We start from the raw sequence: 20,691 nt of genomic DNA on the forward strand, positions 1-20,691 counted from the left end.
CCTCTGTCGGGATGTAAACCGGATCAAATCTGGGAGGGGCGGTGTATCCGTTGAATAGCGCTCGCCCCTTCAAGCAGCGACAGTGAATCACTGAACACCCGCGACAACGCCGCAAGCCGCTTGACGTAACCCTGGGGCGTCGAATAGATCAGCTCCACATGCAGGCTGTCGACGATACCCAGGTAAGCGTCACAAAACACCTCGAGCGCCTCGGGCCGTACCATCCTGTACCGCCCTTGCGCGGCACGCTGGAAATCCTCGCGAATGCTCGCCAGGTAGCCCTCAAATCCTGCCGTAATCACGCTGCGAATATCCGCCGGCGGAAAGTAGGCCGTGCGCAACAGGAAGCGCAGGTGCGCCGACCCCGCATAGCGCCCGCGCAACCGCTCAAGGTGCAATTGCCCAGGCACGCCGGGGTGCCCGGCCTCTTCCTTGAAGCACTGCGCGATGTACTGATGTTCATGGGCCAGGGCAATCTCGAAGACCGTCTGAAACAGCGCGTCCTTGCTGACAAAGTGCGCGTACAGCGAGGCCTTGCGCATGCCCGCCCCGACCGCGATTTCGTTCAGCGATGAAGCGTCGTAGCCGTAAGCGGCAAAGTGTTCGACCGCGACTGCGCAAATGTTATGGGCCGACAGGGTGAGCGGTTTCATTGATCCATCGATACCCTATGCCGCACCGACCGCTTGCTGCAGATGAGTGGAACGAAAATCCTTGGGCGACAGCTCGAATTGCTTCTTGAACGAGCGGCTGAAGTGCGCAGAATCGGTGAAGCCCCACTTGTAGGCAATCGAGGTGATCGACTCGCTCTTGAGGAACGGGTTGGTCAAGTCGTCCGCGCTGCGTTTGAGCCGCGCACGCTGGATGTAGCGGCAGACGCTGTCGTCCTGTTCTTCAAACAAGCGGTACAAATGCCGCACTGAGATGTTCAGGCGGCTGGCCAGGCCTACCGGGCTCAGGCCGGGTTGGGTCAGGGACTCGTCGATGACTTTCTGCACATAACTGCGCAGGTTGCTGCCCTGCAAGGACACGCCGCTGTCGCCTGGGGCGTCATGCAGTTCAAAGGCTGACCCGAGCAGGGAGACAAACGCCGCTTGCAGCGCCTCGGCCTCTTCAATCGAATCCTGACCCTCCAGGCCCTCGCGGCACAGCTGGTCCATCAACACGTGGAGCATGCGCCCGCAGGCCTTGCTCGAAGAGATCTTGCCGAAGGTTTTCGAGGCGCTGCCCAGCTGCTTGCACACTTCATTGCGCGAGAGTGACAGCGAGGCATGTTCGATAAGGCCAAACGGGCTGATCTCGATCGAACCCGTGGAGTCCATCAGCAGCATATCGCCGGGGGCCAATTGAATGACCTGGCCGTTCTGGGTGATCTGGCAATAGCCACTGCGCTGGCTGACCAGGAAGCAATGCTGGTCCATATCGTGATCGGCATTGGGCCGCTCGCGTTTGATCAGGCCGGCGTTGGTGCGCAGGTTGGCCAGTGACAGGCCGCCCCGGGAGTGCTTGGACACCTCACCGATGAACAGTGAGCGGTTGAAGGCCAGTTCCGTGTCGAAATGGCCGCAGGCCGCTCGCAGATCCCGAGTCCAGGTTTCCAACCCATAGTGCGCAGACTGATAGGTGCTCATGGCATCTCCACAATGGTTTCTTGTTTTTGTCGGCCAATAGTTAACATGTTATCTATATAGGCGCAACAAGTACGTGATACCGACTGTAGAAGCACTAATGATGCCAATTGCTCGACTCAGAGCGCGCCCAATACCCGCTGCAAACCCGCCAGTACCGTGAGCAGCCCGGCCCGCTGTGCGCCGCTCAAGGGGATGTAGCGCCGGAACGCCGGCATGCGGTTGACCACCTCGCTGCCACCCATGTGTTCAAGCCGTACGTGCCATTGCTGCCCGCTCAAATCGAGGTGCATGCGCTTGAAGTCCAGCCCCATCAACGCTTGATGCAGGTCGGGGTCATCGTTCAAGGCCGCCTGGAGCCTGGCCAGCAAATCCGGCGCTCCCGCCCGTTGCCGGCAGGCCAGCCCCGTGCGCCGGATCGACCCGCTGTGGTGCAGTTCAAAGCGCGCACTGCCCTGCTCTGAGGCGGGCACCGTGAACCTGAATTCGGTCATCACCAGGTGCATCAGCAATTGCGCTTCGGTGCGCTCGGCCACGTCGACCTGAAGGCCGATGTCGTCCAGGCAAAACCTTGCCTGGGCTGGCCCCGTCGAGGTGAAACTCGCCAGCCCGAGGTTGCGCCGCACGTACTCAAGCGTGACCCCAGGCCGGTAACCGGACGGGGCCCGTTGGGCGCTGAACAGCTCAGACAGCTTTTGCAGCCTGCTCGAGATAAGGGTTGTGAGGGTTGCCAGGCTCATGGGAAAACTCCTTGGCCAGCACTTCTTCTACCGAAGCCGGCTTGAATGGATTGACCTTCTGTACCACCAGTGTCCAGAACAGCGCATATGAAGCCGTGATCCCGAGCATCACCCCGAACGGCACATAAATGTCCGCAGGGTTCATGCCCGGCGGGGTAATGAACCACATGCCCAGTAAGATGCCGACGCTGGAAAGGACCTGTGGCAACGGAAAGAACGGCGAGCGATAGGCCCGTGGCAGGTCCGGACGGCGAATGCGCAGGATCACCACCGACAGCGTCACCAGCAGATAAGAGAAACTCCACGCACACACCGCCGCCAGCACCAGGTGCATGATGTTGTCGGTGTTGCCGCCCAACCACAGGGCATACAGGCACGGAATCAGCATCGCCGCCAGGATGCACAGCAGCGGCGTCTTGAAGCGCGGGTGCAAATAAGTGAAGACCTTGGGCAACGCGCCGTCCACCGCCATGCCGTAGAGAATCCTCGGCACACCCGCCATCAGCGTATTGATGGTGGCGGCACCGGCGAACAGGAAACCGATCCCCAGCCACAACGGGCCAATATCGCCCATGACCTGCTGGGCAAAGCGTGGGATCGCCATGGGCGTGTCGAGCAGGTGCACGCCGGTGGCGGCATCCAGCACCACGTTTTCCACCTGGCGCTTCATCGCCGCGCCATAGATGAACATGCAGGTCGCCACGCTCAACAAGCCGAAAATCATGGCCTTGGGCATGACCTTGGCCGAGTTGCGCAGGTCCGGGGCCAACGGCGTGACGAACTCGCAACCGACGAACATGAACATGGCCATGCCCACCAGCGACAGAATGGTGACCAGGTCGGTACCCACCAGCGATACGCCGAACCAGCCCTCCAGCTGCACCGCCGGGGCCGCGATCAGGCCGAGCACGCCGAACACCATCAGGGTGGTCCACATGCCGAAAGTCAGGATGATCTCGGCCCTGCCGAAGGCGCTGACGCCAAAGGCATTGAGAACACCGAACACCACGACAAACCCCACTCCCAGCAACCAGGAGCCGCCGGCGGACTCCGCCAGGGTGTTGAGGTGTTCGAAGTTCACCAGGGCCATGACCCCGGACAGAATCGTCTCGGCGGTGCCGGCGAACACATGCACGATCAGGTACGCCGACAGGGTGCCGGTGATCGCAAAGAAACGACCCATGCCGCAATTGATGTAGTCGTAGACCGAGCCGGTGGTCGGCAGGATCGAGGCGGCCTCGGCAAAGGTGGTTGCCTGGGCCAGCATCATCACCACCGCAATCAGCATGGCCACCGCGAAGGCGCTGCCGCCGATACCGAAGCCCATGGTCGCGGTGAGAATCACCGGGCTGGCCATGATCAGGCCAATGGTGCTGGCCAGCGCGGTCGGAAACCCGACGCTGCCGCGTTTCAAATGCTGTGTAAGTCGGTCATTGATCGACATGGTGCGGATCCTCGAAAGCGGATTTCTGAGTGGATGCATCGAGCCGTTCAAGGAGCCGGCGATAAAGCCCTCCCCAGCCAGTCCCTGATCGAAACGGCATCGTGCGCAAAATCACTGTGCACTTCCCGAGCACCGAGCGTCTTGCCCATGTCTGCCGTGGCTTTTGTTGCTGCCTGCCAAGGCATACGGCTTGGCGGGCAGGATCAATTGCGTGGCACGCAGGTGAAAGACTTCCTCCGCCTGGGGTCATCTTAATGCGCCCTCGACCTAACCATGCTGGGGACTATAACAATGGAGCACACCTTGAAAATACGCACGCAATCCTTGGCCGTCGGCCTGGGTATCGCGCTGTTGATCGGCCATTCACCGGCCCAGGCCTATGAGCTATACGCCGACGAGGACACCCACCTGAATGCGGACTTCCTGGCGGTCTACGGCCTGTTCAACAGCCGTCACAACTACGACGGCACAGCGGGCGGCTCGACCTGGCGCGAGGGTTTCATCAAGTACGGGGTGAGCGGCGACCAGGGCCTGGCCGGGCACGGTACCGCGTATGGCGCGCTCAATTGGGTCAGCTCCGGCACCTGGGGCGACGGCGATGCGGCGGGCAACACCGATGGCAGCGAACGCACCACCAAAATCGAAGACGCCTACCTGGGATGGCGCTCGGCCGATCTGTTTCCGGCGCTGGGCAAGGACGGTGTGGATTTTTCCATCGGGCGCCAGGTGGTCAAGATCGGCCGGGGGTTCCTGATCAACGACGACGGACCCAACCTCGGCAAAGGCCCGGCTGACGGTGCACTGAACCGTGGCGGCGCCTATTACCTCGCGGCACGCCACGCCTTCGACCGCACGGCGGTGCTGCGCCTGGGCGGGCAAGAGGGCCTGCACGGCTCGGTGCTGTGGCTCAAGTCGGACAACCGCGCCCAGGCCGAAACCGAACTGGCGGCGGGCACCCTCGACTACACGGCCGCCGCCGGCACGCTGGGGCTGACCTGGGTCCACGGCATGAACGTCACCGACCAGTGGGCCAGCGACTTCCAGAAACAGCGCGAGGGCCTGGACACTTACAGCGTGCGCGGCGAAGGCAGCGCCGGTATCGACAACGCCAGCTTCGCCTTCGAATACGCCTGGCAAGACAAGGACGCGGGGCCGGAAAAAGCCTGGTACGCCGAGGCCGGCTACACCTTCGCCGATGTCGGTTGGTCGCCAAAAGTGACCTACCGCTACACGCGCTACTCGCAAAAATGGGACCCGCTGTTCACCGGGCTCAGCACCGGCTATGGCACCTGGTTCCAGGGTGAAGTCGCCTCCAACTATGCCGGCCCGTTCAACAGCAATACCGGCATCCATCACGTCGGCCTCAAGGCGACGCCCCTGGAGAACCTGACGGTCGGCGCGCTGTACTTCGACTTCAATACCCTGCGCAAACACGACGCGCTGAACCTCGACGCCCGGGAGCTGGACCTGTACGCCGAATGGGCGGTCAACAGCCACCTGATCATCAGCCCGCTGGTGGGCATCTACCAACCCAAAAAGGATGCCGACTCCGGCGGTAACCAAGTGGGTGGCAACGGCACCAACCTCTACAGCCAGTTGACGGTGGCCGTGCCCTTCTGACCGGCCTCAGGAGCTGCGCAACGCAGCTCCCTCCTAGCGTTCGTGCTGATGCAGCATCGTCTGGATCTGATGGGTCGCCTGACGGGTGTTTTCCGCCAGCTTGCGCACCTCATCGGCCACCACCGAGAACCCGCGCCCGACCTCGCCGGCCCTGGCCGCTTCAATGGCGGCGTTCAAGGCCAGCAGGTTGGTCTGGTCGGCAATGCCCTTGATCACACTCACCACCGTGGCGATCTGGCCATAGGTGGCCTGATTGTGTGCGAGCAGCTGTTGATGGGTGGTCTTCGCCGACTGCTCGTCGCTGATATCGCGTACCGCGCCGATCACCCGCGTCAAACGCCCCTGGGCATCGCGCACCGCTCGCCCACGCTCGCGGCACCAGATGTAGTCACGGGTCTTGTGGCGCATCCGGTATTCAAACACGTACTCACCGCTGCCCTGGGGCGCAAGGATTTCCCGATCGAAGATCGCCATGATCTTCGGCAGGTCATCGGGGTGGGTGATGCTGACCTGCGCGTCCCAGCCATCGGGCAGCTCATGGGGCGCGTAGCCCAGGAGCAGACGGAACTGATTGAAAATCCGCATGCGACTGGCGGGATCCTGCACGTCACCGTTGACCACGGTGATGTCCCAGCAGCCTTCGGTCATGGTGCAGAGCAGCAGCTCCCAGATCTGCGTCTCGTGTTGATGCGCAAGGGCGCGCTGCGCATGCTCACGCAACTCGGCTTCCAGCGCCTGTTCACGCTGCCCGGCCTGCTCCAGTTGCCGGCGAAGCACGGCAAGTGCCTGTTCGCTGCGCGCCCCTTCGGCAGCCTGATCGCGGGCTGATTCCTCGAGCAACAGCAACTGCCGCGCAGCCCGCGCACGTTGTGTGGCGAGTTGCTCCAGGTCGGCCTGCACCGACGGATAAGCGTGCAGTGCCTGGGTTCCCAACACCTCTCCCGCCAGCAGTTGCTTGAGGACGGCGGCAAGGTCCTGCATCGGCTGTTTTTTCTTGAAGAACATCGGCCTGGCCCTTTCTGATCGAGTCGAAACCCCGGATCTGATCGCAAACCGAGCGTGATTGCTTGTACGAGCCTGCAAGGCCTTTGCGCGTGGCTGCCATCCAAAAAAACCCTGCGTCGGGCGCTATCGTGCATCTGTAGGATGGTGATCGGCTTTCAACCCGTCGATACTTGTCTCCAGGCCCTGCCCACGTCCAAACGACGTTCCGGCCCTTAATGACTTCGTGACGAAAACAATAAGAATGTCGCACAGAGGTACATACGAATGAGCCGTCATGATCATGGTCACGCCAGCCTGCTGGAGGCATTCAGCGCGATGACACTGGAGCTCCAACGCCTGGCGCAGGACAAAGACATAGAACACTTCCACGAAGCGGCGCTGAGCTGCATCCGCCAACTACTGCCCTTCGACAGCGCCTGGTGGGGCCGGGCTGCGCTGATTGACGGTCTGCCGGAAGAACACAGCTCCTACCTCTACAACCTGCCCCGCAGCTACCTGGCCGATTGGCAATCGATTCGTCATATCGATGTGACCATTGCCAGGGTCAACGACGTGCCGGGGCAAGCGGTCATCGTCGACATGCGCAACCCCGCCAACGGCCCGGGGCTCAACTGGCTCGGCTCGTGCTACGCGATCGGTGAATTGCTGTGCGTCGTGTACATCGACCCGCAAACCCACCTCAGCGATCACCTCACGCTCTACCGGGCGCCCGACGCCCCACGCTTTACCGAGCAGGACTGCCTGCTGCTGAACAACCTCATGCGGCACCTGGTGGCGGCGGTCTCGGCCAATCAGATTCGTACCCTGGTCGCCATGCGCGAAGCCCTCACCCACCCGCGCAATCTCGCACTTGCCGTGTGCGACCAGCGCGGCACCCTGCACTGTACGGAACGTGGCTTCGTCGACTTGCTGCTGAGCGAATGGCCGGACTGGACCGGCCCTTGCCTGCCGGTCGCGATGGACGCCGGGGGCTATGACGGCAAGCACCTGCAGGTCGAGGCCTCGACGGTCGGCGACCTGCTCCTGCTGGCCGCCCGCAGCCGTACGGTGCTGATGCAACTGAGCCCTCGGGAGAATGCGGTGGCCCAGGGTTTCGGCGAAGGCAAGACCTACAAGGAAGTCGCCCGCGACCTGGGCATGTCGCCCAATACCGTGCGCCATCACATCCGCGCCATCTACAGCAAACTCGGGGTCAAGGACAAAGCCCGAATCGCCCATCTGCTGCACGCCCCGCCTGACTGATCGGCACCACTGACCCGCGCTGACTTTTTCGCTGTCGTTTTGACGGCCACGGGACACCTTTGCGCTTTTTTTGTCCCCTCTGCCACCCACGGGCGAGCCGTTCGCCACACAACACCTCAAAGAAGAGATGCCATGCCCATGATCCACACCTTCACCCGCACCACCATACTGGCCCTGCTCGGCGGCCTGTCGAGCCTGCACGCCAGTGCGGCCGACCTCAACGCCCGGGACTTTTTCGGCGCCCCCTCGGGTACCAGCCTGGGCGTGCTGTACCTGCCGGCAAGCCGCGCCAGTGACTTCCACGGCCCGGCCGACAGCACCGGCAAGGCCGACCTGAAGGTCAACGCCGTGGCGTACCGCCAAGTATTCTTCACCGACCTCTGCGGCACCCTCTGTACCCCACAGTTCATCGTGCCTTTCGCCGACATCAACGCCCGCCTGCCGGGTGCCGGCCAGCACAGCGCAGAAAGCGGTTTCGGTGATCCCCAGGTCGGCGGCACGGTGTTTTTCATCAACGATCCGGCCTCGCGCACCTACAGCGGCCTACTGACCCTGATCACCCTGCCTGTGGGCGAATACCACGGTAACAATCCCGATGTGTCGCCCGGTGCCAATCGCTGGGGTACCACCTTCGTTTACAACTACACCCAGGGCATCGGTGAAAAATGGGTGCTGGAAGCCAACCTCGAAGCCCAACTCTATGGCAAGAACGACGACTACTTCGGCAGCGACCTGAAACAGGACCCGCTGTACCGCCTGCAAGCCTTCGCCTCCTACGACTTCACACCCAGCACCTACGGCGCACTGCGACTGATCCACGCCGATGGTGGCGAATTGCGGATCAATGACCAGCGCATCGACAACACCCACAAGCGCTACACCCAGGTGGGCTTCGAGGTTGGTCACTGGCTGGATAAACAGAACCAGTTGATGTTCGGCCTCTCGCAGAACGTCGCCACCGACAACGGCTATCACGGTACCGACGCGCTGCTGCGCCTGGTCCATGTGTTCTGAACCCCCTCATCGGAGCTTGCCCATGAACACCCAGACCCAACCGCTGACCGATGAACGCGCCCGCGCCTCATCCCCATTGGCATTGCTGGCAGCCATTGTGCTGTTCGCCGCCATCACCCCGACCATTCTCATGACCGCACCGGCCGTGGCGGCGCAACTGGCGACGCAATGGCAGTTGAGCCCGTCGCAGATCGGGGACCTGTTCTCCACCGAACTCGGCGCCATGAGCCTGGCCACCCTGCCGGCACTGTGGTGGCTCAAGCGTGTCGACTGGCGCCGCGCCGCCTTGCTGGCCGGGTTGCTGTTCATCGCCGCCAACCTGCTTTCAATGCTGGCCCACGACTACCCGATACTCCTGGCACTGCGCTTTTGCAGCGCCCTGGCCGGCGGCTCGTTGATGATCATCTGCCTGTCCAGTGCGGCCTCCACGGCCCATCCCGGGCGTGTCTACGGGTTATGGGTGATGGGGCAATTGGTGGTCGGGGCGATCGGTTTGAGCATCCTGCCCCAGCTGTTCGAGCACTACGGGTTGTCAGCCTGCTACCTGATCCTCGCCGCCTTGATGACGCTCTTTCTGCCCCTGGCACGGCACTTTCCCCAGGGCAGCCCGGCGCCTGAAAAAGCCGCCGAGCGCATCGCCCTCGCCTCCCGGTGGAAAGCCGCACTGGGCATTCTGGGCCTGCTGAGTTTCTACGTCAGCCTGAGCGGTGTCTGGACCTTTATCGGTTCCATCAGCAGCCATGCCGGCCTCTCTGCCGAGGCCAGTGGCGAGATTCTGGCGCTCGCCACGGTGATGGGCATCGTCGGGGCCGGTTGTACCTCGCTGATCGGCGACCGTCTGCCACGCCTGTTGCTGTTACTGCTGGGGTACGCGTTGATGGCAGGCGCCGTGCTGTTGCTGCTGGGCCAGCCCGACATGCTGCGTTTTGCCTTGGCGGCGCTGCTTTTCAAGTTCACCTGGACCTTCATCCTGCCGCTGGTCCTGGCCTGCCTGGCCGACCTCGACCGCTCCGGAAAATTGATGAACACCTCCAACCTGGTGATCGGTGGCGGCCTGGCCATCGGCCCGACCGTGGCTGGCCGGATGATCGAAGCCAGCGGCGGCTTGCAATCACTGCTGATCGCAGGGGCGTGCATCACCGTGCTGTCCCTGGTGTTGATGCTGAGCAGCCGCCCAAATGCCTGACGGGCCCTTTTACCCCAACGAAAATGGAAAGACGATGAGCCGAAAAAGTGCATTTTTCTTCGACGAACTCAGCCTCTGGCACAGCGCCGGGTTGCACGCCTTGACCTTACCGGTGGGCGGGTGGGTGCAGCCGCCTGCCGCCGCCGGCCACGCCGAGTCACCGGAAACCAAGCGTCGCTTGAAGAGCCTGCTGGACGTTTCCGGTCTGACCCGCCACTTACAGGTGCGCAGTGCCAACGCGGCCACCGATGAAGACCTGCTGCGGGTGCACACGCCCAACTACCTGCAACGCTTCAAGGCGATGAGCGATGCCGGGGGCGGCGAATTGGGCCCCCACGCGCCCATCGGGCCAGGCAGTTATGAAATAGCCAGGCTCTCCGCCGGGCTGGCCATGGCAGCAGTGGATGCGGTGCTGTCCGGCGAAGTCGACAATGCCTATTCTCTGTCACGCCCACCCGGTCACCACTGCCTCGCCGACAACGCCATGGGCTTCTGCTTCCTGGCCAACATCGCCATCGCCATCGAAGCCGCAAAAGCCCGGCGTGGCCTGGGCAACGTCGCGGTGATCGACTGGGACGTGCACCACGGCAACGGCACCCAATCGATCTTCGAAGAACGCGGCGACGTGCTGACGATTTCCCTGCATCAGGACGGCTGTTTCCCGGCAGGTTACAGCGGTGAAGCCGATCGCGGGCGCGGCGCGGGGCTGGGTGCGAACATCAATATCCCGCTGCCTCCCGGCAGCGGTCATGAGGCGTATCTGCACGCGATGGAGCGTATCGTGATTCCGGCGCTGGAGCGCTTCGAGCCGGAATTGATCATCGTCGCCTGCGGCTACGACGCCAACGCGGTCGACCCACTGGCGCGAATGCTGTTGCACAGTGACTCGTTCCGGCACATGACCCGTCTTGTACGCCAAGCAGCCGAACGCCTGTGCCAGGGCCGCCTGGTGCTGGTGCACGAAGGCGGCTACTCCGAAGCCTATGTACCGTTTTGCGGGCTGGCGACCATTGAGGAATTGGTGGGCGTCAGGACACAGGTCGGCGACCCGATGCTTGAGTTTGTGCAGTTGCAGCAACCGAACGCGGCGCTGGCGGCGTTTCAGTTGCGCTTAGTCGATGAGTTGGCCGAAGCCCGCTGAGCGTGACGCAAAAAAATCCGATGCCGTTGCCGGCATCGGATTTTGGCCAGTCAGCAGTGGCTGATCAGTCCCTTCAACACCGTCTTGAAGGTGTCGATCTGGTCCTGGCTGAACTCGGCGAACACCTTGTCCTGCTGTTCCCGTGCGATAGCCCAGAGGTCTTCGGTCTGTTCAATGCCCGCAGCGGTCAGGCGTACGCCGTGTTCATCATCGTCGACCAGCCCCTTGCGCTTGAGGTTGGCCACGGCGTCGTCGATTTCCCGCACCGGCATCGCCACTTCCCGCAGCAGGTCGCCAGCGCTCAGGCGGGCATCGTTCTCCAGCACCATCAGCATCCGCGCCTCGCTGGTGCGCAGGCCGGTGGACAGTTGCCGGGGCTGGTAGCTGGACTGGTAGGCGCGTACCGCCTGGGTCATCAGGTAATACAGGTTATGGTTCAGGCGCCCCTGGAAGTGGCTGCTCGGCGGTTGGCTTTCGTCGCGCCTGGTCATGCGCGTATGGGGCAGGACCATGGAGTAGGCGCCCTGGTGGTAGAGCAGCGGCGAGCGCCCGAAATCGTCGAAGGCCACCACCTTGCCGATCATGATCCAGTGATCGCCGCCATCCACCTGCTGGTATTTCTCGCAGTGAAAACGTGCCGCACAATCGGCGAACACCGGCGCCCCGCCCTCCCCCGGTGCATAGGCGATCTCGGCGAAGCGGTCGTCCTTGGGCCGGGCAAAATTGTTCGACAGGTCGATCTGGTCCGCCGCCAGCACGTTGACCGCGAAGTGGCTGGCCTCCTCAAATACCCCGTGGCTGCTGGAGCGTTTGTCGATGCTCCACAGCACCAGCGGTGGGTCCAGGGACACCGAGTTGAAGCTGTTGGCGGTAACGCCCACCTTGCGGCCGGAGGCGTCGGCGGCGGTGACCACGGTCACGCCCGTGGCAAAGTTGCCCAGGGCCCGGCGAAAGGCGCGTGGGTCGAAGGTCGATTCGGACATGCAAGACTCCCGGGCTGCGTCAGGCGCAGCCCTGATTGTTGTTTTCAAAAGCAGCTTCAGATCATGCTCGGATCGGGCTCCAGGCCCATCAACTCGCGGCCGAGGATCTGTGCACAGACGTCGTAGTCGGTGTAGGCATGGGCGCCGGTCATGTGTGAGTCGCGGAACAGGCGCTGCATCTCGTTGTGCTCGAACCAGGCGTTGCCGCCGGCGGCTTCGAACAGACGGTCCACTGCCTGGATGCACATCTTGGTCGCGTAGGCCTGGTTGGTGCGCCAGAACGCCAGGGTCTCGCGGCTGGGGTAGCGCTGCTGCTCACTGTGTTCGGCGTGTTCGTCCCAGGTTTTTTCGAGGAAGGCGCGCGCGGCGGCCACCTGGTGCGTCGACTCGGCCAGGCGCATCAGCGCCGGGGTCGCGGCACCGACTGCCGCCCCGGTGTAGGCGCGCACGCGGGTCCTGGTCTTTTCGCGGAACACCTCCAGCATCCGCTCGGCGACGCCCAGGCTGACGGTGGAAAAGCCACTGGCAAAATACGGCCGGTACGGCGAATAGAAAATCTTGCTGTCGGGGTACAGCCCAAAGCCGGCGGACTTGCCTTCCATCATGTCCTTGGCTTTCTGGATGCGGTGTTCCGGCACCCAGGCCTTGTCGATGATCAAGGTCTTGGTGCCGCTGCCTTTCATGCCGGCGGCAAACCAGTCATCGCGGATCTGGTAGTCACTGCGCGGCAGCACCGCGAAGCAGTAATCCTGGGTGCCCTGGGCGTTGTTGCGGCGGAAACCCACGATCGCCCACTCGGCGTGATCACAGCCGCTGCTCCAGCCCATTTCTCCGCTGAACAGCACGCCGCCCTCGACTTCCTCGGTGCGCCCGAACGGCGCGATGCTGCTGCTCGCAGTGGCATCCGGGTCAGCGCCCCAGACCTCCTGCTGCAGTTGGGCCGAGAACAGTGCCAATTGATGGCTGTGGGTACACAACAGGCTCATGGCCCAGGCCGTGCTAGCGCAGGCCCCGGCGAGCAAGGCGATGCAGTCGGCAAACTGCGGCAGCGACAACTCCATGCCGCCGAACACTTTCGGCTGAAACACACGGTGCATGCCGATGCTCTTGAGCAGCGCAATATTCTCGGCGGGCACTTGGCGGTCCTGCTCGGCCACGAAGGCATTGGCGGCGATGGTCGGCAGGATGGACTTGAGGTCTTCAAGGAGCGGGTTTGGCTTTTTCATGGATGGCCCTGCTTATTATTGGATGTCCGGGCAGCGCCAGAAATCAAGGCGTGGCGCCGGATGCAGGGCCAGTATGGAGCGTGCCTTCCTGGCAGGACATGCACCTTCCAGAGTCAAGATTGTACTTTTCAAAGGCTCAGGCTGATCCGCCGCGTACAGGCGCTGGCAGCCACAGACATGCCACTGGGCAGCCACAGTCAAGCCCGTTCCGGCCACGGGGATTAACCTCGGGCTTTTCAATCTCTGCCACCAGGAAAAACCCCATGAGCGATATTCCACTGCTGCCCCAGGTTGAAGCCTTCCTCCGTCGAACCCATGGGTTGTTCATTGACGGTGGCTACGTCGAGAGCCATTCCAGCCAGCGGTTGGAGGTGATCAACCCGGCCACCGGCCAGGTCATCGCCGATGTCGCCGACGCCGACCCGGCCGACATTGACGCGGCCGTGGCGTCGGCGAGCCGAGGCTTCAAGCAGTGGTCGCAGGTCGCACCGGCAGTGCGCGGCAACGTGCTGTTCAAACTGGCCGATCTGCTGGAGCAACACCGCGAAGAACTGGCACAGATCGAAACCTGCCAGTCGGGCAAGATCATCCAGATTTCCCGCGCCTTCGAAGTCGACCAGGCCGCGCACTTCCTGCGTTACTACGCCGGCTGGGCCACCAAGATCAGCGGCCAGACCATCACCCCGTCGCTGCCCTCCTTCGCCGGCGAGCGCTACACCGCGTTCACCCTGCGCGAGCCGGTCGGAGTGGTGGTCGGCATCGTGCCGTGGAATTTCTCGACCATGATCGCCATCTGGAAACTCGCCTCGGCGCTGGTAACCGGTTGCAGCATCATCATCAAGCCCAGCGAGTTCACGCCGCTGACCATCCTGCGCATCGCCGAACTGGCGATTGCCGCCGGCCTTCCCGCCGGTGCGCTGAACGTCTTGACCGGCGGCGGCAGCGTAGGCAAAGGCCTGATCGAACACCCCGGCACCGACAAAGTGTCGTTCACCGGCTCCGTGCCGACCGGAATTGCGGTGGGCCAGAGTGCCATGGGCGCCGGGCTGACCCGGGCCACCCTTGAGCTGGGCGGCAAGAACTCGGCCGGGTTCCTGCCCGATGTGGACCTGGACAAGGCCGTCAACGGCATCATCGAAGCGGGCTTTTTGCACTCCGGGCAAATCTGCGCCGCCGCCGAACGCTTCTTTGTGCATCGTTCGCAGATCGAAACGGTGATGGGCAAACTGGCCCAGCGCCTGAGCACGCTGAACATCGGCTCGCCTCTGGACGAGCGCACCGAATTCGGCCCGGTCACCAACCGCCAGCACCAGCTCAAACTCGGCGAGTTCTTCGCCAAGGCCCGTGCCGAAAACAACCGCATCATTCACGGTGGCAACCTGATCGACCGTCCGGGCTGTTACGTCGAGCCGACGATCATCCTCGCCAACAGCGTCAACGACACCCTGCTCAACGAGGAGACCTTCGGCCCCATTGCCACATTCTTGCCGTACGACAGCGAAGAGGAACTGCTGGCCTTGATGAACAACACCCCCTACGGCTTGAGCGCCAGCCTGTGGACCAACGACCTCAGCAAAGCCTTGCGCATGGTGCCCGCCATCGAGGCCGGCACGGTGTGGGTGAACATGCACACGATGCTGGACCCGGCGGTGCCGTTTGGCGGCAACAAATCCTCGGGGATAGGCCGGGAGTTCGGCAGTGCGTTCATCGATGACTACACCGAGTTGAAGTCAGTGATGATTCGCTACTGAGAGGGATCGTGATTCAAATGTGGGAGTAGGACGGTGCGACTTGCCCCCGATAGCACCGGGTCAGTTAACAAATAAGTGACTGACACTCCCTCATCGGGGGCATGAGTATCCACACAACTTGAATAGTGCGTAGCAGCTGCCGAGCGCAAGCGAGGCTGCGTCAGGCGCGCTGCCGATTCAAGCTCGAGTCGCGGCCGCCGCAGCCTCGCTTGCGCTCGACAGCTGCTACGGATTTGCGCGGCGTTGGTATCTACGCAGAAGGCTCGCTCAAGTTGTGTAGATACCCATGCTCATCGGGGGCAAGCCCCCTCTTATCAAACTTAAAATAACTCCCTGATTTTAAAAGATTAAATTTTTCAATTAAAAACTGGAATTTCACATTCAAAGATCATTCCCACGCAGAGCGCGGGAACGATCACCTCAGCCGCCACGAATATTCGTAGGCGCCCCCAGTTTGCTGCGCGACAGCGCTACGTCGAAGACGTAGTGGGCCTCCCACATTTTTAACCGAGGACACCAGACCCAACTCCGGTCGGCTCTAAGGCCGCCACAGAAGCAACCCCCCTCCCACATCAACCCCAGCATTGGATCCATAAATCACAAACAGCTCGATAATCGCCCAGTAAAATCCCATAACAAGCTTGACTACTCTCTACCTCTTAAGCCTAATGGATCCATTAAATAAAAATAATCCATCGCCTGGAGAGTCATCATGTACCCCAAAAACACATGGTATGTCGCCTGCACCCCCGATGAAATCGCGCACAAGCCACTCGGTCGACAGATCTGTGGCGAAAAGATGGTGTTTTATCGTGGCCAGGAAGGCGCCGTGGTGGCGGTCGAGGACTTCTGCCCCCATCGCGGCGCGCCGCTTTCACTGGGGTATGTCGAGAACGGCAACCTGGTCTGCGGCTACCACGGCCTGGTCATGGGCGGCGACGGCAAGACCGTGGAAATGCCCGGCCAGCGGGTACGTGGTTTTCCCTGCAACAAGACCTTTGCCGCCGTTGAACGCTACGGCTTCATCTGGGTATGGCCCGGCGATCAGAGCCAGGCCGACCCGGCGCTGATCCATCACCTGGAATGGGCCGTGAGTGACCAGTGGGCCTATGGCGGCGGGCTGTTCGATATCCAGTGCGACTACCGCCTGATGATCGACAACCTGATGGACCTGACCCACGAAACCTATGTGCACGCCTCCAGCATCGGCCAGAAGGAAATCGACGAAGCCCCACCCGTGACCACGGTGGACGGCGATGAAGTGGTCACCGCCCGGCACATGGAAAACATCATGGCCCCGCCGTTCTGGCGCATGGCCCTGCGCGGTAATAACCTCGCCGATGACGTGCCGGTGGACCGCTGGCAGATCTGCCGCTTCACCCCGCCCAGCCATGTGCTCATCGAAGTCGGCGTGGCCCACGCCGGCAAAGGTGGCTATAACGCCGCCCCCGAACACAAGGCTGCGAGCATTGTGGTCGACTTCATCACCCCGCAAACCGACACTTCGATCTGGTACTTCTGGGGCATGGCGCGCAACTTCAACCCCCACGATGAGGCACTGACCGCAAGCATTCGCGAGGGCCAGGGCAAGATTTTCAGCGAGGACCTGGAGATGCTCGAACGCCAGCAACAGAACCTGCTGGCCCATCCGCAGCGCAACCTGCTCAAGTTGAATATCGACGCGGGTGGCGTGCAATCGCGCAAGATCCTGGAGCGACTGATTGCCAAGGAACGCGCCCTCGAACCGCAACTGATCGCCACCACCACCGCCTGAACAGCGCGACAACTTTGCGAGGACTGAACATGATCGATGTGGTGGTGGTATCCCGTAACAACGAAGCCCAGGACATTTGCAGCTATGAACTGGCCAGTGTCGATGGCCAGCCGCTGCCGGCCTTCAGTGCCGGCGCGCATATTGACCTGCACCTGCCCGATGGGGTGATCCGGCAATATTCCCTGTGCAATCACCCCGAGGAACGTCATCGCTACCTGATCGGCGTGCTCAAGGACCCGGCCTCCCGGGGCGGCTCGCGCAGCCTGCACGAGCAGGTCCACGAGGGCACCCGCCTGACCATCAGCGAGCCACGCAACCTGTTTCCCCTGGTCCACGACGCGCGTCGCAGCCTGCTGTTTGCCGGTGGCATCGGCATCACCCCGATCCTGTGCATGGCTGAGCGCCTGGCCCATGCGGGAGCCGACTTCGAACTGCATTACTGCGCCCGCGCCAGTGAGCGCGCGGCATTTGTGCAGCGGCTCAAGGCGTCGCCGTTTGCCGAGCGGGTGTTCCTGCATTTCGATGAGCAGCCGCACACCGCGTTGAACATCGCCGAAGTGCTGGCGGCGCCTGCCGATGACGTGCACCTGTATGTCTGCGGTCCTGGCGGGTTCATGCAGCATGTACTCGACAGCGCACGCGCACAGGGCTGGCAGGAAGACTGCCTGCACCGCGAATACTTCAGCGCGGCACCGGTGGACAGCAGCCTCGACGGCGGCTTTTCGGTAAAGCTCGGCAGCAGCGGCCAGGTCTTCGAAATCCCCGCCGACAAGACCGTGGTCCAGGTCCTGGAAAGCCATGGCATCGAGATTGCCGTGTCCTGCGAACAAGGGATTTGCGGCACCTGCCTGACCCGTGTGCTGGAGGGCATACCGGAGCACCGCGACCTGTTCCTCACCGAACAGGAACAGGCCCTGAATGACCAGTTCACCCCCTGCTGCTCGCGCTCGAAAACCCCGCTGCTGGTACTCGATATCTGACAGGGTTCACGACGCGGGCAAAATCACCTTCATGCGCGCAGCGGCGGTGGCTGAACTGAAGATCTCGGCATAGCGCAACGTCGCATTGGCGTGCTCGCGCATGATGGCTTCGGCCCGCGCGCCCTGGCGATTGACCAGGGCATCGAAAACCGAATGATGCTGCATGTGGGCATAGTTGAAGCGTCGGTACTCGCGGGCCATGTCCTCGCGATCCACCGCCAGCGCCGTCACCGAGGCGAACGGCAGGTGATCATTGCGGGCCAGCGCGTCGGCGATCGCCGGGTTGTGGCTGCCTTCGACGATGACCTGGTGAAAGCGCATGTTCAGGTCGTGATAGACCTCAAGGTCATCCTCGGTCACATAGCCCTTTTCGAACAGTTGGTCGCCTTCCACCAGGCAGCGCTCCAGCGCCGCACGCGCCGCGTCGGATAAACCAAGCTCGGCGGTCTGACGCGCTGCCAGGCCCTCAAGCACGCCGCGCACTTCGACGGCGCCGGCAATGTCGCTGGGGCTGACCGAACGCACCTGATAGCCGCGCCCGCCAAACGGCACCAGCAGTCCTTCCTGTTCGAGGGTACGAAAGGCCATGCGCACGGGCATGCGCGACACGCCGAACAGCTGCGCCGTGGGAATCTCCATCAGCCGCTCGCCCGCCGCCAACTCCCCGCTGGCAATCATCTTGCGCAGTGCAACCAGCACCAATTGACCGGGTTTACTCATCCAGGCAACTTCCAGAAAACGTGAGCCGCCATGGTACCGCAAGTAGTACCGCAAGCACCTGGCCGCGTCAGATGAACGCCAGCGCTGCCCGTGCCCCGTCTATGGCGCCCAGGTGCTGGGCCAGCCGCGACGGCAGGTAATCGAAAAAGAACCCGGCGCTTTGCAGCTTGGCGGCACGCAGCGGATCGTCTTCGCGCAGTGCCCTGGAGACCCGCGCGGCCCGCGCCCAGGCAAAGGCCAGCAACGCGACGCCACAGAGCTGGAGGAAATCCGGCGCCGCCCGATAGGGGTATTCACTGTCCTCGTGGGTGCGTTCACGAATGGCGTTCACCACACTGGCCAACGCGTCGCACAGGCTGGCCAACGCAGCGGAAAAGCCTGCGCATTCCTCATACTGCGCGCCCTGCCCGGCCTCGGCGCGCAACTCGGCCAGCAGCAGGCCAAAGGCTCGACCCTCATCCCCCAGCACCTTGCGCAGCAACAGGTCATTGGCCTGGATCTCGTTACTGCCCTCGTAGATCATCGCGATGCGGCTGTCGCGCAGGGTTTGCTCGATGGCGAACTCGGTGACGTAGCCGTAACCACCGAACACCTGCAGCCCATGGCTGGCCTGGCGAAAGCCCTGTTCGGTGAAAAACGCCTTGATGATGGGCGTCAGCAGCGGCGCCAAGCGGGCGGCCGACGAGTCCTGGTCATGCTCGGCCTGATCAAGCAGGTGCGCCGCCCAATAGCCGATGGCGCGCATGCCCTCGCTGGTGGTGCGCAGCTCCAGCAACACGCGGCGCATGGCCGGGTGATAACGGATCGGGTCAGCCGCCTGGGCTACCACCTCTTCCGGCCGGCATGGCGTACGCATCTGCAAGCGCTCGGCGGCGTACTGGCGGGCGTTCTGCCAGGCCGCCTCGACATGCCCCAGGCCTTGCAGGCCCACATGCAGGCGCGCCGAATTCATCATCACGAACATCGCAGCCAGGCCGCGATGGGCCTCGCCGATCAGCCAGCCCTGGGCGGCGTCGAACACCAGGGAACAGGTGGCGCTGCCCTTGATGCCCATCTTGTGTTCGATGCCGTCGCAGTGCACGCCATTGGCCTGGCCATCGTCCAGTTGCTTGGGCACCAGGAACAGTGAAATACCACGGCTGCCCGGCGGCGCATCGGGCAGGCGCGCCAGCACCAGGTGCAGGATATTCGCCGTGAGGTCATGCTCGCCGCCGGAGATAAACAGCTTGCTGCCGCTGAGGCGATAACTGCCATCCGCCTGGGGCTGCGCGCGACAGCGCAGCAAGCCGACATCGCTGCCGGCCTGGGACTCGGTCAGGCACATGGTAGGCAAGGCCTGGCCACTGACAATGTCGGGCAGGTAGCGCGCCTGCAACCAAGGAGCGGCGTGGGTCTTGAGGCACAGGTAGGCGCCGTGGGCGATGCCGGTGTACATGGCCCAGGCGTGGTTGCTGGCATAGAGCATCTCTTGCAGCGCCGCATCGAGCAGTTGCGGCAAGCCCTGGCCGCCGTGTACCTCGGCACACGCCAGCGCCGGCCAGCCCCCTTCGACATAGGCGCGATAGGCCTCGACGAAGCCGTCCGGGGTGCTGACCCGGCCCGCCTGCCAGCGGCAGCCCTGGCGATCACCGCTGCTATTCAACGGCGCCAGCACGCCCTGACTGAAGCGTGCCGCCTCCTCCAGCACCTGTACCGCCAGCGGCAGGTCCAGGGCCGCGAATGCCGGGTGGCGCTGCCAGGTATCGGGCGCCTGCAGCCAGTGTTCCAGGACAAATTGCATATCGCCCAGGGGCGCCTCATAGCTCCACATCGGAACACCTCATCGACAAAAAAGAATCGTGCGCTTCAAGCCCGATAGGCAGGGTTCTCGATCAGCAACGCCATGCCCTGCCCGCCGCCCACGCACGCTGCGGCAATCCCGTAGCGCAGGTTGTGCTGGCGCAGTTGCCGGGCCAGGGTCATCACCAGGCGCAGGCCGGTAGCGGCCAGGGGATGCCCCAGGGCAAGCGAGCCGCCCTGGACGTTGAGGCGGGTGCTGTCCAGCTCCAGTTCATGGGCCACCGCCAGTACCTGGGCGGCCTGGGCTTCGTTGATCTCGAAGCGGCCGATGTCACTCAGGTTCAAGCCGCTGCGTTGCAGCAGCAGGCGGATCGCCGGTGCCGGGCCGATGCCCATGAACTCGGGGGCCACGCCGACCACCGCGCTGGCCAGCAGCCGCGCCAGGGCCGGACGTGTGC

Annotated in this window: 16 protein-coding genes and 3 pseudogenes; 8 read left to right on the forward strand and 11 right to left on the reverse strand. The window is 63.0% G+C overall.

The genetic code is table 11. The features are described 5' to 3' along the window. Positions 1-23: 23 nt before the first annotated feature. The 4 genes from BFP99_RS20155 to BFP99_RS20170 form a co-directional block, all read right to left on the reverse strand. Positions 24-653, reverse strand: coding sequence for a TetR/AcrR family transcriptional regulator (locus BFP99_RS20155; protein WP_065923948.1), 630 nt, complete (start codon positions 651-653; stop codon positions 24-26). 15 nt (positions 654-668) lie between these two features. Next, a complete protein-coding gene (feaR, locus tag BFP99_RS20160; RefSeq protein WP_027603480.1) occupies positions 669-1,631 on the reverse strand; it encodes a transcriptional regulator FeaR in 963 nt (320 codons plus the stop codon). A 116-nt stretch (positions 1,632-1,747) separates the two neighbouring features. After that, entirely contained in the window at positions 1,748-2,368 is a 621-nt protein-coding gene (locus tag BFP99_RS20165; RefSeq protein ID WP_065947998.1) for a DUF3156 family protein, read from the reverse strand. After that, positions 2,313-3,812 carry an APC family permease gene (locus BFP99_RS20170; protein WP_065947999.1) on the reverse strand — a complete coding sequence of 500 codons (1,500 nt, stop codon included), beginning with the start codon at positions 3,810-3,812 and terminating at the stop codon, positions 2,313-2,315. The genes BFP99_RS20165 and BFP99_RS20170 overlap by 56 nt, the downstream gene beginning before the upstream one ends. A gap of 291 nt (positions 3,813-4,103) precedes the next feature. Here BFP99_RS20170 and BFP99_RS20175 point away from each other — a divergent pair, with 291 nt between their 5' ends. After that, positions 4,104-5,432: a hypothetical protein gene (locus BFP99_RS20175; RefSeq protein ID WP_065948000.1), complete on the forward strand. Its 1,329-nt coding sequence runs from the start codon at positions 4,104-4,106 to the stop codon at positions 5,430-5,432. A gap of 45 nt (positions 5,433-5,477) precedes the next feature. Here the strand turns inward: BFP99_RS20175 and BFP99_RS34165 are convergent. Next, positions 5,478-5,789 (reverse strand): annotated as a pseudogene (locus BFP99_RS34165) (methyl-accepting chemotaxis protein); the annotation flags it as partial. After that, a pseudogene (locus BFP99_RS33890) lies at positions 5,775-6,437 on the reverse strand (PAS domain-containing protein); the annotation flags it as partial. The pseudogenes BFP99_RS34165 and BFP99_RS33890, both read right to left, overlap by 15 nt. A 264-nt stretch (positions 6,438-6,701) precedes the next feature. On the opposite strand from BFP99_RS33890, the gene BFP99_RS20185 reads away from it, so the two are divergent. The 4 genes from BFP99_RS20185 (at position 6,702) to BFP99_RS20200 (ending at position 11,020) form a co-directional block, all read left to right on the forward strand. Beyond that, on the forward strand, positions 6,702-7,679 hold the full coding sequence (locus BFP99_RS20185) for a helix-turn-helix transcriptional regulator (protein ID WP_065923943.1): 978 nt from the start codon (positions 6,702-6,704) through the stop codon (positions 7,677-7,679). Between the two features lie 132 nt (positions 7,680-7,811). Continuing rightward, a complete protein-coding gene (locus BFP99_RS20190; protein ID WP_141690802.1) occupies positions 7,812-8,693 on the forward strand; it encodes a transporter in 882 nt (293 codons plus the stop codon). 22 nt (positions 8,694-8,715) lie between these two features. Beyond that, entirely contained in the window at positions 8,716-9,879 is a 1,164-nt protein-coding gene (locus tag BFP99_RS20195) for an MFS transporter (RefSeq protein WP_065948001.1), read from the forward strand. 34 nt (positions 9,880-9,913) lie between these two features. Continuing rightward, positions 9,914-11,020: a class II histone deacetylase gene (locus BFP99_RS20200; RefSeq protein WP_065948002.1), complete on the forward strand. Its 1,107-nt coding sequence runs from the start codon at positions 9,914-9,916 to the stop codon at positions 11,018-11,020. A 50-nt stretch (positions 11,021-11,070) separates the two neighbouring features. Here the strand turns inward: BFP99_RS20200 and BFP99_RS20205 are convergent, their stop codons facing one another. Beyond that, on the reverse strand, positions 11,071-12,003 hold the full coding sequence (locus tag BFP99_RS20205) for a p-hydroxyphenylacetate 3-hydroxylase reductase component (RefSeq protein WP_065948003.1): 933 nt from the start codon (positions 12,001-12,003) through the stop codon (positions 11,071-11,073). A gap of 56 nt (positions 12,004-12,059) precedes the next feature. Next, complete coding sequence (locus BFP99_RS20210) at positions 12,060-13,229, reverse strand: p-hydroxyphenylacetate 3-hydroxylase oxygenase component (protein WP_065948004.1); 1,170 nt, start codon at positions 13,227-13,229, stop codon at positions 12,060-12,062. 263 nt (positions 13,230-13,492) lie between these two features. On the opposite strand from BFP99_RS20210, the gene BFP99_RS20215 reads away from it, so the two are divergent. The 3 genes from BFP99_RS20215 (at position 13,493) to BFP99_RS20225 (ending at position 17,734) form a co-directional block, all read left to right on the forward strand. Beyond that, on the forward strand, positions 13,493-14,980 hold the full coding sequence (locus BFP99_RS20215; RefSeq protein WP_065923938.1) for an aldehyde dehydrogenase family protein: 1,488 nt from the start codon (positions 13,493-13,495) through the stop codon (positions 14,978-14,980). Between the two features lie 712 nt (positions 14,981-15,692). Then, positions 15,693-16,754 carry an aromatic ring-hydroxylating oxygenase subunit alpha gene (locus BFP99_RS20220; RefSeq protein ID WP_065948005.1) on the forward strand — a complete coding sequence of 354 codons (1,062 nt, stop codon included), beginning with the start codon at positions 15,693-15,695 and terminating at the stop codon, positions 16,752-16,754. A gap of 29 nt (positions 16,755-16,783) precedes the next feature. Next, entirely contained in the window at positions 16,784-17,734 is a 951-nt protein-coding gene (locus BFP99_RS20225) for a PDR/VanB family oxidoreductase (RefSeq protein ID WP_065923937.1), read from the forward strand. 6 nt (positions 17,735-17,740) lie between these two features. Here the strand turns inward: BFP99_RS20225 and BFP99_RS20230 are convergent, their stop codons facing one another. From BFP99_RS20230 to BFP99_RS20240, 3 genes and pseudogenes are all read right to left on the reverse strand, one after another. Further along, entirely contained in the window at positions 17,741-18,454 is a 714-nt protein-coding gene (locus tag BFP99_RS20230) for a GntR family transcriptional regulator (protein WP_065939635.1), read from the reverse strand. Positions 18,455-18,521: 67 nt separating this feature from the next. Beyond that, on the reverse strand, positions 18,522-20,264 hold the full coding sequence (locus BFP99_RS20235; protein WP_065948006.1) for an acyl-CoA dehydrogenase: 1,743 nt from the start codon (positions 20,262-20,264) through the stop codon (positions 18,522-18,524). A gap of 35 nt (positions 20,265-20,299) precedes the next feature. Continuing rightward, positions 20,300-20,691, reverse strand: a pseudogene (locus tag BFP99_RS20240) (acetyl-CoA C-acyltransferase); the annotation flags it as partial.

It is taken from the genome of Pseudomonas sp. 1 R 17 (assembly GCF_900067035.1).
Taxonomy (GTDB): Bacteria; Pseudomonadota; Gammaproteobacteria; order Pseudomonadales; family Pseudomonadaceae; genus Aquipseudomonas; species Aquipseudomonas marginalis.

Bases quoted from the DNA above. Each gene is read 5' to 3' on its own strand.
- BFP99_RS20155 (WP_065923948.1), bottom strand. From the start codon at position 653: ATGAAACCGCTCACCCTGTCGGCCCATAACATTTGCGCAGTCGCGGTC.
- feaR (WP_027603480.1), bottom strand. From the start codon at position 1,631: ATGAGCACCTATCAGTCTGCGCACTATGGGTTGGAAACCTGGACTCGG.
- BFP99_RS20165 (WP_065947998.1), bottom strand. From the start codon at position 2,368: ATGAGCCTGGCAACCCTCACAACCCTTATCTCGAGCAGGCTGCAAAAG.
- BFP99_RS20170 (WP_065947999.1), bottom strand. From the start codon at position 3,812: ATGTCGATCAATGACCGACTTACACAGCATTTGAAACGCGGCAGCGTC.
- BFP99_RS20175 (WP_065948000.1), top strand. From the start codon at position 4,104: ATGGAGCACACCTTGAAAATACGCACGCAATCCTTGGCCGTCGGCCTG.
- BFP99_RS20185 (WP_065923943.1), top strand. From the start codon at position 6,702: ATGAGCCGTCATGATCATGGTCACGCCAGCCTGCTGGAGGCATTCAGC.
- BFP99_RS20190 (WP_141690802.1), top strand. From the start codon at position 7,812: ATGCCCATGATCCACACCTTCACCCGCACCACCATACTGGCCCTGCTC.
- BFP99_RS20195 (WP_065948001.1), top strand. From the start codon at position 8,716: ATGAACACCCAGACCCAACCGCTGACCGATGAACGCGCCCGCGCCTCA.
- BFP99_RS20200 (WP_065948002.1), top strand. From the start codon at position 9,914: ATGAGCCGAAAAAGTGCATTTTTCTTCGACGAACTCAGCCTCTGGCAC.
- BFP99_RS20205 (WP_065948003.1), bottom strand. From the start codon at position 12,003: ATGTCCGAATCGACCTTCGACCCACGCGCCTTTCGCCGGGCCCTGGGC.
- BFP99_RS20210 (WP_065948004.1), bottom strand. From the start codon at position 13,229: ATGAAAAAGCCAAACCCGCTCCTTGAAGACCTCAAGTCCATCCTGCCG.
- BFP99_RS20215 (WP_065923938.1), top strand. From the start codon at position 13,493: ATGAGCGATATTCCACTGCTGCCCCAGGTTGAAGCCTTCCTCCGTCGA.
- BFP99_RS20220 (WP_065948005.1), top strand. From the start codon at position 15,693: ATGTACCCCAAAAACACATGGTATGTCGCCTGCACCCCCGATGAAATC.
- BFP99_RS20225 (WP_065923937.1), top strand. From the start codon at position 16,784: ATGATCGATGTGGTGGTGGTATCCCGTAACAACGAAGCCCAGGACATT.
- BFP99_RS20230 (WP_065939635.1), bottom strand. From the start codon at position 18,454: ATGAGTAAACCCGGTCAATTGGTGCTGGTTGCACTGCGCAAGATGATT.
- BFP99_RS20235 (WP_065948006.1), bottom strand. From the start codon at position 20,264: ATGTGGAGCTATGAGGCGCCCCTGGGCGATATGCAATTTGTCCTGGAA.